The 14,053-nt window shown below is 40.7% G+C and carries 14 protein-coding genes; 2 read left to right on the forward strand and 12 right to left on the reverse strand.

Translation table 11 applies throughout. From position 1 onward, the window contains the following. Positions 1-4: 4 nt before the first annotated feature. From AB3N04_RS03930 to AB3N04_RS03980, 11 genes are all read right to left on the reverse strand, one after another. Complete coding sequence (locus AB3N04_RS03930; protein ID WP_368504815.1) at positions 5-769, reverse strand: SDR family NAD(P)-dependent oxidoreductase; 765 nt, start codon at positions 767-769, stop codon at positions 5-7. Between the two features lie 36 nt (positions 770-805). Then, a complete protein-coding gene (locus AB3N04_RS03935; protein ID WP_368505986.1) occupies positions 806-2,542 on the reverse strand; it encodes an acyl-CoA dehydrogenase family protein in 1,737 nt (578 codons plus the stop codon). A gap of 4 nt (positions 2,543-2,546) precedes the next feature. Continuing rightward, positions 2,547-3,302 carry a 2-phosphosulfolactate phosphatase gene (locus AB3N04_RS03940; RefSeq protein ID WP_368504816.1) on the reverse strand — a complete coding sequence of 252 codons (756 nt, stop codon included), beginning with the start codon at positions 3,300-3,302 and terminating at the stop codon, positions 2,547-2,549. A 27-nt stretch (positions 3,303-3,329) separates the two neighbouring features. Continuing rightward, positions 3,330-4,391 (reverse strand): phosphotransferase family protein, encoded by a 1,062-nt coding sequence (locus AB3N04_RS03945; RefSeq protein WP_368504817.1) that lies wholly within the window; start codon positions 4,389-4,391, stop codon positions 3,330-3,332. Between the two features lie 12 nt (positions 4,392-4,403). Continuing rightward, on the reverse strand, positions 4,404-5,183 hold the full coding sequence (locus tag AB3N04_RS03950) for an enoyl-CoA hydratase (protein ID WP_368504818.1): 780 nt from the start codon (positions 5,181-5,183) through the stop codon (positions 4,404-4,406). Next, positions 5,180-6,067 (reverse strand): 3-hydroxyacyl-CoA dehydrogenase family protein, encoded by an 888-nt coding sequence (locus AB3N04_RS03955; protein WP_368504820.1) that lies wholly within the window; start codon positions 6,065-6,067, stop codon positions 5,180-5,182. The genes AB3N04_RS03950 and AB3N04_RS03955 overlap by 4 nt, the downstream gene beginning before the upstream one ends. 67 nt (positions 6,068-6,134) lie before the next feature. Beyond that, the gene (locus AB3N04_RS03960) at positions 6,135-6,698 is read right to left on the reverse strand and encodes a TetR/AcrR family transcriptional regulator (RefSeq protein WP_368504821.1); all 564 of its coding nucleotides are present in this window, start codon (positions 6,696-6,698) and stop codon (positions 6,135-6,137) included. A gap of 128 nt (positions 6,699-6,826) precedes the next feature. Next, entirely contained in the window at positions 6,827-7,570 is a 744-nt protein-coding gene (locus AB3N04_RS03965; protein ID WP_368504822.1) for an SDR family NAD(P)-dependent oxidoreductase, read from the reverse strand. A 14-nt stretch (positions 7,571-7,584) separates the two neighbouring features. Further along, positions 7,585-8,358: an SDR family oxidoreductase gene (locus AB3N04_RS03970; protein ID WP_368504823.1), complete on the reverse strand. Its 774-nt coding sequence runs from the start codon at positions 8,356-8,358 to the stop codon at positions 7,585-7,587. Between the two features lie 65 nt (positions 8,359-8,423). Next, positions 8,424-10,067: a long-chain fatty acid--CoA ligase gene (locus AB3N04_RS03975; RefSeq protein WP_368504824.1), complete on the reverse strand. Its 1,644-nt coding sequence runs from the start codon at positions 10,065-10,067 to the stop codon at positions 8,424-8,426. A gap of 3 nt (positions 10,068-10,070) precedes the next feature. Continuing rightward, complete coding sequence (locus tag AB3N04_RS03980; protein WP_368504825.1) at positions 10,071-11,306, reverse strand: acyl-CoA dehydrogenase; 1,236 nt, start codon at positions 11,304-11,306, stop codon at positions 10,071-10,073. Between the two features lie 217 nt (positions 11,307-11,523). Here AB3N04_RS03980 and AB3N04_RS03985 point away from each other — a divergent pair, with 217 nt between their 5' ends. Together AB3N04_RS03985 and AB3N04_RS03990 are read left to right on the forward strand one after the other, a co-directional pair. Next, positions 11,524-12,474 carry a Na/Pi symporter gene (locus AB3N04_RS03985; protein WP_368504826.1) on the forward strand — a complete coding sequence of 317 codons (951 nt, stop codon included), beginning with the start codon at positions 11,524-11,526 and terminating at the stop codon, positions 12,472-12,474. A gap of 255 nt (positions 12,475-12,729) precedes the next feature. Then, a complete protein-coding gene (locus tag AB3N04_RS03990; RefSeq protein ID WP_368504827.1) occupies positions 12,730-13,587 on the forward strand; it encodes an STAS domain-containing protein in 858 nt (285 codons plus the stop codon). Between the two features lie 166 nt (positions 13,588-13,753). Here AB3N04_RS03990 and AB3N04_RS03995 read toward each other — a convergent pair whose 3' ends face one another. Next, entirely contained in the window at positions 13,754-13,990 is a 237-nt protein-coding gene (locus AB3N04_RS03995; RefSeq protein WP_368504828.1) for a glutaredoxin family protein, read from the reverse strand. Positions 13,991-14,053 lie beyond the last annotated feature (63 nt).

The raw sequence follows: 14,053 nt of genomic DNA on the forward strand, positions 1-14,053 counted from the left end.
TCTTTTAAACGGTGAGCCATCCACCATCAATTAATAAATCTGTACCTGTGATATAACTTGCATCACTAGAAGAAATAAATGCGATCGTCTTCGCAACTTCTTCCGGTCTACCAACCCGGCCGAGTAGGGTATGACGTTCAATCGCCTGATTGAATTTAGGATTTTTTAATCCATCTTCGGTCATAGGTGTTTCGACAAAGCCTGGGGATACGGAATTAACCCTCACATGATAAGGAGCTAACTCCCCAGCAAGTGATTTGGTTAAATGAATAACCGCAGCTTTAGCAGTACTATAGCTAGGGATTTTTGCTCCTGCTTTATGTCCGGAAAGAGAAGCAACATTTACGATCGATTTATTTAAAGAATCTGATTGGGTCATTAAAGCACCCAAGTATTTTGCCATTAAATACACACTTGTGACATTTGTCGTTTGAACTCGCTCCCATTCCTCTTTTTCCAATGAAAGAATAGGACCTCCAGAAGATGTGCCTGCATTATTGATCAATACATCAAGTCGTCCAAAGTTACTTTCAATATAATTAGCTAAAAGCTCCACTTCTTCTTCAACCGTCACATCAGCTGAATAAACATAGGCACTCTCCACGTTCATTTCACTATTAATCTCTTCAGCTACCTCTTCAAGCTTTTCTTTTCTACGGCCAACAAGAATTAAAGTCGCTCCTTCACTAGCAAGCTGCTTCGCTGTTGCTGCACCAATCCCACTGCCAGCTCCTGAGATAAGAACGATTTGTTCTTGAAAACGATTCATAGATGTCCCTCACTTCCTACTAGGTCATTGCTCATACTAAGATAAGCGAACATATTGTCCATTTTCATTTACAACACTTGCAATTTCTCTATTTCGTGAAATGCGATCTGAGAAAACGACTGCCTCTTGGGCACGAGCTATTAAACGACGTAAGCCTTCAACTTCAGGAGTAGGGGCAAATCCACCAAGAAGCTCCCCTGCAACACTCTTCACACGGCTAAAGGACGATTCAACGACTGTCGTAGCAAGTAGATGCTGTAGAGTGTTTTTACTCTTATAAGCTCTTAGTACTGCAGACTCAGCAGCATAGAGCTCAATGCCGATTTCTGCTAACTTAATAAGTGTTTCCTGTTCTTCATCAAGTTCTTGACCAAATTGTTGAAACGCTAGACCAGAGAGTGCCAAGTAAACGGTACGTATTTGGTCTATAGCAGTACGTTCATCTGTAAGATCACCTGAATACGTTGCCTTCTCCCCATTTTTCAAGCGGTCAATGGCCTCGTTAATGGCATCTTGAACAGGTAACTCACCCTTAGCTCCTTTTTTGAAGAAGAGTCCTGGCACAAGTAATCGATTAATTTCATTTGTCCCTTCAAAAATACGATTAATTCTAGAATCACGATACATTTGTTCAATTGGGTATTCCTTTATAAACCCGGCTCCACCATGTAATTGCAATGATTCATCCACCACATAATCAAGTGTTTCAGACCCATACACTTTACAGATGGCACATTCAAGGGCATATTCCATCATTCGTTTTCCAACGTCTCCATCGGTATCCATCTCATCTAAATCGCCTAGCGCCCCTTCAATCAAATCGGCCGTTCGATATTGAAGTGACTCCGCTGCAAAAATACGAGCAGCCATCAAGGCTACTTTTTCCTTTGTAATGCCAAACTCGCTTATTCGCTTTTTAAATTGTTTACGTTCGTTTGTATGCTGAATCCCTAGACGAAGTGCGCTTTTTGCAGCACCCATACAAGCAGACCCCAAATTGAAGCGACCTAAATTTAGAACATTAAACGCTATTACATGTCCTTTGCCTACTTCTCCGAGAACATTTTCAACTGGCACCTCGCAATCTTCTAGGATTACACTTCTTGTCGAAGATCCTTTAATGCCCATCTTCTGTTCTTCGGGACCAAGTGAGAGGCCTTTAAAATCTTTTTCGACGATAAAGGCTGTAAACTTCGTCCCGTCTACTTTTGCATAAACAATAAAAGTATCGGAGAAAACAGCATTCGTAATATATAGCTTTGTACCGTTTAACAGGTAATGTGTTTTTTCTTCATTTAATGTAGCAGTTGTTTTAGCAGCTAGTGCATCTGAACCGGAAGAGGGTTCCGTTAAACAATAAGCACCTAAGTATTCGCCAGAGGCAAGCTTCGGTAAGTAATGTTCTTTTTGTTCCTTACTTCCAAAGTAAGTGATTGGTAAAGTTGCAATACAAGTATGATTCGAATGAGCAACACCGTAGCCACTTGAGCCACCAAGCTCTTCCCCCACAATTCCTTTGCTTACTTTATCAAGACCTAGCCCACCGTAAGCTTCAGGAATGCTATGAGCAAGTAGCCCCAGGGTACCTGCTTTTCTCAATAAACCAACTATGGCCTCAAAGTCTTGGTCTTCAATCGCTTCTCTTTTAGGCATCACTTCTTTTTCTATAAACTGCTTAGCTGTTTGAGCAATCATCTTCTGTTCATCATTCAAATCTTCTGGAGTAAATACGTCACTTGCCTCAACGCCCCTGACAAGAAAGTGCCCGCCCATCAACTCACGTTTGGTTTGTTTCACTACCAACAACCCCTTTTCTAAAAATCTTTTTATTCTGATAAATCGGGACAGCTGAATCGACCCCTACTTTAACAACTTCTCTCACATCTTCTTCAAAACCATGATCGATTATAAACCTTCCAACAGCAGACTCGATTAATAAATCATAGCCACCCTGCTTATCTGTCAAAAACAGAGCTTCTGCTGCTATACCTGCATCGTTTATAGAGATCACACCTAACTTATCTCTTAAGCACGAAACAAGATAACCAGCTCCATAAAAATCTTCTAAGCAGAACTGATTAGAAGAACCGGAACAGACAATAATGATTTTTTGTCCTGGATTAAGATGAGTTGTAATGTCTTCTATCACTGCTTCTCCATTTCGTAAACAAGCTGGATAGATCATCTCTGCACCTTCTGATCGATTAAGAGCGACGGTTCCATTTGTTGTCGCTAAAATAACCACCTTATCTTGTACAAACGATTTTAAAAGAGAAGGATTGGGTGATAGAAAACCATCTATCACCCTTCCCTCCTTCTCTCCAACTAAGATAAAATCATCAGGGTGATAGTTGGTAGAAAGCTTTATCGCTTCTTCTTCACTAGAGACAGGGATCACCGCTTTAGCTCCGTATGATAAGGCAAAAGCAATCGTCGACGTCGCTAATAAGACATCGAGTACGATGACAACCTCTCCCGCAAGCTTTTCCGGCTCAATTTCTTCCTTCTTTAATAGAACATGTACATGAGTCAAACTCCTCACGTCCTCTCACACAAAACCTTATGTTAACTCTGTTGTTGCCGTTTCTCTTCCATGGTGGATGAGGGCTGCTACCGTTTGATCGAACTGTGCAAAACGCGTATCATTTGTCTGACCTTTGTGATAGCGAAAATAAATTTGCTGAGCAATTACAGCTAATTTAAAGTAAGCAAAGGTTAAGTAATATTCGATATGATCGACATGACGACCACTCTTTTTTGCATACAACTCTACCCAGTCTCTTCTTGAGAAAAAGCCTTCTTGCACAGTTACTGGTGGCTTGCCAAAACCTCTTTTTAATAAGGTCGGATCATTCGGCTCAATCCAATAGCTCAAGGCCACGCCAACGTCACATAAAGGATCACCTACTGTGGTCATCTCCCAATCAAACAACCCAACCATTTCCTGACCATCCTCTGAAAACATCGCATTATTTAGCTTGTAATCATAATGGATAACGGTTGCATCTTGAGATGTCGGAATTCGATCACTCAAAAAGGTCGTTAGGTCCTCTAACCCTTTGTGGTCGTGAGTTTTCGCTTGGTGATAACGCTTGATCCATCCATGAACTTGGCGCTCTAGGAAACCTTCAGGCTTTGTCAATTCAACAAGTTTCGTTTTTTCATAGTTAATTGCATGTAAGTCTACTAAGCGATTAACCATTTGTTCAGAGATCGTTCTAGCAAGCTGCGGAGTAGCTTCTAAGTCTTCTGGAAACTCCGTATCTAGAACGATCCCTTTTTTTCTTTCCATTAGGAAAAAAGGGGCTCCAATGATCCCTTGATCCGAACAAAAATGGAGCGGCTGTGGGATAATGGATAAATGCGGTGCTAATGTGGCCATCACAGTTGATTCTCTTGCCATATCATGAGCACGAGCAGCTACTGGGCCAAGCGGTGGTCTTCTAAGTACAGCTTCCCAGTTTCCTATTTTAAGTAAGTACGTTAAATTGGAATGACCTGCTTGGAACTGCCGTACAACAAGCTCCTCATCAGGAAGGTCTTCCATCTGTTCGTTTAGATACGATAAAAGAGACTTCGTATTTAACTCTTCACCTGGCCGTACGGTTTTCGTTTGTTCCATGCCGACACCACCTTATCTATGTTTAAACTCAGGCTTGCGTTTTTCAAAAAAGGCTGTCACACCTTCTCTAATATCCTCTGTCTGAAATACTTTCGCAAAAAGTTCTGCCTCATGCTCAATCGCTTGAGGAAAACTCATATCCAAGCCTTCGTCCACCGCCTTTTTGATACAATGTAGCGCCGGTAAGGAGTGGCGTCTAATTTGCTTAGCAATCTCCATCGCCTTTTCCATTCCTGCTCCACGATCCGTCACGTGGTTGACTAAGCCGATCGTACCAGCCGTTCTCGCATCAATCGGCTCTCCTGTAAACATGAGTTCTTTTGCTTTTGCTTCGCCAACAAGGCGAGGTAATCGTTGTGTACCTCCACCTCCTGGGAATAAACCAAGCTTTATTTCAGGTAACCCGATCTGGGCATGTGCTTCAGCAATTCGGATATCACATGTTAAAGCCAACTCACACCCTCCACCGAATGTCAGGCCATTTAAGACGGCAATTGTCGGCTTTTCAAAGAAATCAATTTGATTAAGCACCGCATGAGTTTCCATAACTGGCTCTTTCATATTCGGATGATCCATCAATTGGGGAAACTCTTTAATATCTGCTCCTGCCATAAAGGCTTTTTCACCAGCCCCCGTGAGGATGACAACAACTGTTTCTGAATCATCGTTAAGTTGTTGAAATGTTTCTCTTAGGCCATTAATCACATCTTTGTCCATCACATTTAAAGGTGGATTCTTAATTGTAATGACCGCAATCCCTTTCTCTTTTTGAACCTCTACTTTTGAGCTCATGACTGCTTCACCTCTTTTTTTGAGTAATCATACCAACCTTTTCCTGTTTTACGCCCCAGTTCTCCTGCCTTCACCTTTTCTTCAATGCAAGCTGCAGGACGATCAGCTGGGTCATTTGTTTCAGCATAGCGCTGTTGATTAACAAAGTACGCTACATCAATTCCTGATAAATCCATCAATGCAAATGGTCCGATCGGGTGGTTTAACGCTTTTTTGCAGATAAGATCTATGTCTTCAAAACTTGCATATCCTTCTTCATACAGTTCTACTGCTTCCTTTGTTAGGGCCCCTAAAATACGATTCGCTATAAATCCGGAGATCTCTTTATGCAGCAACACTGCTGTACGGTTCATTTTTTCACTAACAGCCATTGCAAGATCAGCTGCTTCATCTGATGTTTGTTCACTTTTTACCACCTCGACGCAATCCATCACAAGTGGCGGAAAAAAGAAATGCATGTTGCACACTTTGTCAGGTCTTGAAGTAACTTCCGCAATTTTCGAATTCACGATTGTTGAGGAATTCGTCGCAAGAATAGCATGAGGAGGTGCGAATTGATCCAATTTAGCAAATAGATCTCGTTTAACATCAAGCTTCTCAACCACTGCTTCGATCACAAAATCGGCTTCGCTCACAGCTGTTTGTAAGTCGGTTGTAGCATGTAAGCGAGAAAAAGCTGCATCAAGGGATGGTTGATCAATCTTTCCTTTTGTCACCCATTTATTCATTTGAAATTGAAGACTTTCTTTTGCCTTATCCAAAGAGGACTGCTCAATATCCTGTAAGTAGGTTTCAAAGCCTCCTAAAGCAGATAACATCGCAATCTGATGTCCCATTGACCCTGCACCAATTACGGCAATACGATTAATATTCTCTAATGTCATAATGAATTCCTCCTATATACTAACCGGTTAGTATTATAATGTTGTGAAAAGTCCTTATTTAGGACTCTTACGCTTTCTTTAAGCCATTTAACATGAAATCAATATAGATCGTAGACACGGCTTTTTCATCAAGCTCGCCTTTTGGATCGAACCAGTGATAACTCCAGTTGACTGCTCCTAAAATAGCCAATGTTACGATATTGACGTCTAAGTCTTGACGGAACTCTCCAGAATCAATTCCATCAGCAACGACTTTTTTCATGTTCATTCGAAAAGCATCACGCTTTTTAAAAATATCTTCTAGGTGAGCTTCACTTAAATGCTGCATTTCTCGAAAGAACACGCGCGCACTTTGTCCTTGACCTTCAATATGCTTCATCAGCATATATACCATATCAAAAAGTCTTGCTTCAGCCGTTTTAGATTTCTCTAAAATCTCACGCTGACTCGATAAAATATCTTCAATGTATCGTAGGTGAATTTCCATTAATAATTCTTCTTTACTTTTAAAGTAATAATAGAATGTTCCTTTAGTCACACCAAGTGCCTCGACGATATCTTGAATAGATGTTTCGGTGAATCCATTTTTTCCAAATAGATCAATACTCACTTCAATAATTTTCTCTTTCATACGAACGCCTCACTATCTATCTAAACTGATCCGTTTAGTATACCACAATTCGAGCCAAAACCTAGCAGGATATGGTTAGCTTTAACTGGTCATAGTGAGCCAAAGAGGTTCTACTAATATGCAGATCGTTAGTATGTTAATCCTCCGCCGTCGACCATCAATGTGGTTCCTGTAATATACGAGGCTTCATCTGATGCAAGAAAAGAGATGGCATTCGCTACTTCTTCTGGTTGCCCGACTCGCTTAAGCGCATTCGCAGAGCTCATAATTTTCCACTTCTTCTCTTGCTCTCTCCAACCATCAACGATTGGCGTATCAATCACACCAGGAGCTACAGCGTTCACTCGAATTTGATCGCGTCCAAACTCTAAGGCAGCATTTTTGGTTAACGTGATGACACCAGCTTTTGAAGCATTATAAGGAGCAACAAACTTCTTCCCTTTAAAACCAAGTAAACTTGAAACGTTTACAATCGCTCCCCCGTCACTTTCTTTCATAAAGGGAATGGCATACTTCATGCCAAGATAAACCCCTGTTAAATTGACATCAATGACTTTTTGCCATTCGGGTAAAGTCAACTCTGTTAACGTCGTTTCTCTATTCCCGATTCCAGCATTATTTACTAGCACATCTAGTCGCCCATATTGATCGACTGCCTTTTGACATGCATCCCTTACATTTTCTTCATTTGAGACATCACAGCGGACGAACATCACTTCTGCGCCTTCGTTCACTAAGGCTGCTGTTACGGAAGATCCTTTTTCTTCATCAATATCACATAATACGACTGCCATCTCTCTATCGATGAAACGTTTAGTAGTGGCAAGGCCTATGCCACCCGTGGCACCTGTTACTAAGGCTACTTTTTTCATCTGTTGTCTCCCCCTTACATAGCGTGCATACCACCATCAACAACCAAGACATCACCAGTCACAAAATTTGAGGCAGCTGACGCTAAAAATAGTGCTGCACCTTGTAAGTCATGCTCTCCCCCTAAACGCTTAAGAGGTGTGCGATCAAGAACAAAAGATTCTCCTTTTTCTAGTAACCCCTTCGACATTTTCGTTGGGAAAAAGCCTGGAGCAATGGCGTTAACATTAATCCCAAACTGTCCCCATTTAGTAGCGAGATCTTTGGTAAATGTAATGACTGCCCCTTTACTAGTGTTGTATCCAATCGTATCCATAAACCTTGGATCAGCGCCACCTAATCCAGCAACTGAAGCAATGTTTATGATTTTCCCTGACTTCTGTTGCATCATAACCTTCCCAGCAGCTTGTGCCATTAAAAAGGTCCCCGTCACATTAACATTCATCACCTTATTCCACGCTTCAAGCGGCATATCAGTTGCCGGAGCTCCCCATGTGGCTCCACTATTATTCACTAGGATATCGATGGTGCCAAATGTATCGACCGTTTTTTTAACTACGTTTTCAACCTCTTCTTGATTCGTTACATCACAAGATAGAGAAATGGCTTTAACACCCTTTTGCTTTAATTCTTCTGCTACTTCCATACACGCTTCCACTTTTCTAGAGCATAAAACGAGGTTCGCACCTGCATCAGCAAAAGCATGTGCCATTTGTCGACCAAGACCGCGCCCGCCTCCTGTAACGATCGCCGTTTTACCTTTTAAATCAAATAAGGATAAAGCATTCATTGAATCACCTCTTCATTTAAGTTACGGGGGCTTCTTACCAACTCGTGAAGGAGCCCCCGTTAAGATTAAGACGACTGCTCAGCTTCTACTTTTGCTAGTTCTTCATCGCGAAGTTTACGCTTTAATAGTTTGCCAACAGCTGACTTTGGCAGTTCTTCACGGAATTCAATCGCTTTTGGCACTTTATAGGCTGCCAATTGTTTACGGCTAAATTCGATGATCTCTTGACTTGTTAATGCACTATTTGGCTTTGGCGTAATATAAGCCTTTACCGTTTCTCCCCGATAAGGGTCAGGTATGCCTAACACGATCACTTCCTGCACCCCTTCATGTTGATAGAGAACTTCTTCAATTTCACGAGGATACACATTGTAACCACTTGCTAGAATCATATCTTTCTTGCGGTCTACAATATAAAAATACCCTTGCTCATCCATTTTCGCTAAGTCTCCAGTAAAGAGCCAGCCATCACGCAACGTCTTCTCTGTTTCCTCAGGCTTCCTCCAATATCCTTTCATCACTTGAGGTCCTTTGATGATCATTTCACCAACTTCGCCAACTCCTACTTCTTCCCACCCTGCATCTGTTTCAACGACAACTTTTGCATCTGTATTTGGAAGAGGTATGCCTACACTTCCAGCTTTTCTTTCCTGAAAAGAGGGATTGAAATGAGTCACGGGAGCTGCTTCAGATAAGCCGTACCCTTCACAAAGCTTGCGGTTCGTTCCTCTTTCAAATGCTTCTAGTGCCTCAACCGGTAAAGAAGAACCACCGCTAACATAGCTTTCTACAAGATCTAGCCCGAATTCTTTATACTTTCCTACTTGGTTAAAGCCTACATACATCGTTGGGACCCCGCCAAATTGAAATGGCTTTTCTTTTTTGATTGTCTCCAATACTTCAGGCATATCAAAGCGTGGAATTAATATTTGATTCCCACCATGGCGAATGGTCACAAAGTTACAGCAGGTTAAGCTGAAAATATGAAATAAAGGTAAGACATTAACTATTTTCGCATTAGGAGGTGGCGACACATCTCCACTAAACATAAAGTCATACGTTTGTTCGGTGTTCGATACAAGGTTCAAATGAGTAAGCATGACCCCTTTAGACACACCCGTTGTTCCTCCTGTATATTGCAAGACTGCTAGATCTTTGTCAGCCTCAATGGTAATTGCTGGAGCTGGTGCCGTTGCTTGTTTTAAATACGATTCAAATAAGCAATCGTCCGCTTCGAGCTCTACTTCTGCATCTGGTTTTAACGCTACTACAATCGCTTTTTTTGTTGGAACTTTATCCCTTACTGACTTAAATAGAGGATACAAGTCTGAAAGAATGACAATATGTGTAGCTTCTGAATCATTTAAAATGTATTCAAGTTCACGTGCCACATACATCGGGTTGACTTGAACCACAACCCCACCTGCACGAAATGTTCCAAATAAAGAGAACAGATAATGGGGGCTGTTTGGCAACATAATGGCGAGTCGATCGCCTTTTTTGAATTGGTCTCCACTTAGAGAAGCTGCCAATGCTTCACTAAACTTTTGTAATTCCTTATACGTCCAAGTCTTTCCGTAAAATGTGATTGCTGTATTATCACCATATTTTGCAGTCGTATCGTTTAAGAGATCTGTTAACGAACGATTTTCTATTGTCGAATGCGCTTCAAGATTATTTTCATATAAAGGTAACCAACGTTTTTCCATCTTTTATTCCTCCCCAACTGTAATAGGTGATCGCGCGTACGGCTTCAATTCTTGTTTGGCAATCGCAGCAAGATGAACCTCATCTGGACCATCGGCAATGCGTAATGTACGTATATTCGCATACATGGCTGCAAGTGGAACATCTTCACTTACACCCGCCGCCCCAAATGCTTGAATAGCACGATCAATCACTCGAAGTGCCATTTGAGGAGCAATGACTTTAATCATCGCAATCTCTTTTTTAGCTACTTTGTTTCCAACGGTATCCATCATTGCTGCAGCCTTTAATGTAAGAAGCCTCGCTTGTTCAATTTCTATACGAGATGTTGCAATCCACTCTTGAACAACTCCTTGCTTTGTTAAAGGTTTGCCAAATGGAGCACGCTCAGTTGCTCGCTCGCACATTAGTTCAAGCGCTCGCTCAGCTGCACCGATTGTTCGCATACAATGATGAATTCGACCAGGTCCAAGTCGCCCTTGAGCAATCTCGAATCCACGTCCCTCACCTAATAGTAAATTCGAAACAGGGACTCTCACATCCGTAAATTCAATTTCTGCGTGGCCATGAGGCGCATGATCATAACCGAACACAGGCAGCATTCGCTTGATTTGTACTCCTTTTGTGTCCATTGGAACGATAATCATCGATTGTTGGTTATGCCTATCGGCGGTTGGATTGGTCTTCCCCATTAATATGAGCAATTTACATCTTGGATCTCCAGCACCTGATGACCACCATTTGCGACCATTGATTACATATTCATCGCCATCGCGTTGTATGTCTATTGATATATTCGTTGCATCAGAAGAAGCCACATCTGGTTCAGTCATCGCAAAAGCGGAGCGAATCTCCCCTTCAAGCAAAGGTCGCAACCATTTCTCTTTATGCTCCTTAGTCCCGTAACGAACAAGAACTTCCATATTCCCTGTATCTGGTGCATTACAATTAAAAACTTCGGGTGCAATAAACGAACGTCCCATGATCTCGCATAGCGGAGCATATTCTAAATTCGTTAGCCCAGCACCTTCTTTTGCATCGGGCAAGAATAAATTCCACAAACCTGCTTCCTTTGCTTTTGCTTTTAATTCCTCCATAATTTCCGGGTTTCCTGCAAATCGATCAGGCATTTGATTCAATTGATCTTCAAATAGTTTCTCGTTTGGATAAATATATTCTTCCATAAATTCAGTCAAATCACGTTGTAAGCGCTTAACTTTTTCACTATAAAAAAATCCCATATCCTTCATTCCTCCCTACGATTCGACAAACTTACTAACCAGTCAGTATGTTACATTCAAAAAAAAGGGCAACTTGCAATCTTCAGAATCACCTACCTATGTATCATAGAGTTGGTCTTATTAATAACTATACCTAAAACTATCTGAACATTCAATCATTAAATCTACTTTTTTTTCTGTCATGACTAGAGATGTTTGTCCATAAGTTGAGAAAGAGGTGATTTATTTGTTCAAAGAACTATTCTCCTTATTCGCCGTTTTCATTGCTCTTTTTCTCTTTGGCATGGTGATTATGCGCGCTGGGTTATTACCACTTGGTGGAGAAATTTTCCAACGAAATGTTCATCGCTTTACAGATAAAGCATGGAAAGGAATGTTAATTGGAACAATTGCTACAGCTATGCTTCAGAGTAGTTCAGCGGTACTTGTGATGACGGTTGGCCTTGTGGCAGCAAATTTATTAACCTTCAGGCAATCAATTGGCATCATCCTTGGTGCTAATATCGGCACAACCATTACGACAGAAATCCTTACATTTGACCTTTCTCATATCATTATTCCTTTACTGCTAACTGGATTGATTGCTTTATTTATCCCAAAGAAGAAGGCATTCAGTATTGGCTGTTTCACCTTTGGACTTGCTTGTATTTTTATAGCGATGGATGGGCTTGAATCGCTTGCTTATCCTCTAGCTAGCCTGCCCTCAGTGCATACGTTATTTGAATATACAAATAGCCATTCACTCACTGGTGTCGCTATTGGCGCTGCTCTAACTGGCCTCGTTCAATCGAGTACGGCCACAACAGCGATAGCAATGGGGTTTATGAGCGATCACCTCCTAACATTAAAATCAGGGATTGCCATTATGCTTGGAGCCAATATTGGAACATGCATCACAGCGTTCATCGCTACAATCGGAGCGAGTAAACATGCTAAGCTAGTTGCTTTTGCTAACATCTGGTTAAACCTCCTCGGTGTCATTGTGTTTTTACCTTTAATGGATGTCTTAGTACAAATCGTTACAGCGATGACGGATGATTCGATGCAGCAACTTGCTCATTCGAGTGTCATCTTTAATACCATTTGTTCGGTTATTATGCTTCCATTTGCCAAAGCATTTGCTAGAGGAGTCGAGTGGTTGCATTCTAAAAACTCATCGTATTATTAAGGAAAATACGTGAACAGCCAATAGCTGCTCACGTTTTCTTTTTCTTGTAGAAAAACTACTAGTAGCCTGATTTTCCATGTACAGAAACGTCAATAAATCTAGGAAACATCGCCTCACTATTTACCTACTAAATTAACAGTGTTATTATTCAGATTAGATCAGGCAATTTTCTACAGAGTTCCTACTTTTTCTCCAAAAATACAAAGAACTAACTATATCTTTTTTAAGTCAGTTTACTAGAGGGGGTTTGTACCCATGTCTAATGAGTACAACTTAAAAACAACCGATTTTTCATCTTTAATAGCTGTTTCAAAAAAGCTATTTGAGATTATCCATAGACGCTTAAACGTTAGTACCACCTATATAACAAGACGCGGGGAAACAGCTATGACGGTTCTTAGTTCCTTTAATGAACAAGAGGAAATTATTCCTGAAGGGTACTCAGTTGAATACAGCGGAACTTATTGCCGTTTAATCCTTACAAATCCCGATGATGTAATGACAACCATGAATTTAACAAAAGATGAGATAACAAAACAACTTGAAGTCACTGATCAACTTAAGGTCAAAGGATTTTTAGGAGTTTCTTTGTTTGATTTAGAAGGAAACGTTTTCGGCACCTTATGTGTAATGGATAAGGAAGAAAAAGAATTTGATGAAGAGGATATTCAATTTTTGAAATCGATGGCGGATGTGCTATCTCATTTGATTGAATTAGATCAAACCAAATACAATATGAGCTATTTGAACGTCCCGATTATTCCGATCACAAAAGGAATTTCGATTTTATCAGTTCAAGGAATTATTGATCAGAGCCGAGGCGAGAAAATCCTTCAAACGGTGTTGAATTATGCCTCTGAAGAACACGTCGAACATTTCCTTCTCGATGTTTCAGGGTTAATTATTTTAGATGGGATCTTTCCCAGGACAATCATTGAACTCGCCCAAGCTTTGCAACTAATGGGTATTCAGACGTTTCTCACAGGGGTTACCCCTCAAATTGCCATACATGAAGTTGACAATCAACCACTAAAACACTTGAACGTCAAAACGGTCTCAAACCCTGAGACCGCTTTAAAATATATCGGCTTTACTATAAAGAAAAGTAAATAGAAAGTCTGCGCTGGCATGTACCAGCGCTTTTTTGATTAAATTTATTTATAATCCTGTCACATTTCCTCCTAGATCTAAGGGGTAGAAAGAAGCACGATAGAGTTACCTTAATTAACCCCTAACTTGTTATTAAAGTCTTTTTGCTTCTGATAGCTCTATTTTTAATTTAACCTTCTAATTTTTCTCGTATTAGATCTGGGTTAAAGCCAACGACCGTTTCCTCTCCAATTACCAACTGAGGCACTCCTTTAGTACCTGTTTTACTTCTTATTTCCTTATATGCCTTAGGATGTTGATTTACATTAAGTTCTGTGTACTCCACCCCAAGTTCCTCTAAAAATTTTTTCGCCTTTGTACAGTAATAACACGTATCTTTAGAATAGATGATTACTCTTTTCCCCACCATTAACCACTCCTCGAAATATTGTCTGTACTACGTTTCAATCAACTTATAAGTGAATCCATT

The sequence above is a fragment of the Alkalihalophilus sp. As8PL genome (genome assembly GCF_040939795.1).
GTDB classification, from domain to species: Bacteria; Bacillota; Bacilli; order Bacillales; family Bacillaceae_D; genus Alkalihalophilus; species Alkalihalophilus lindianensis.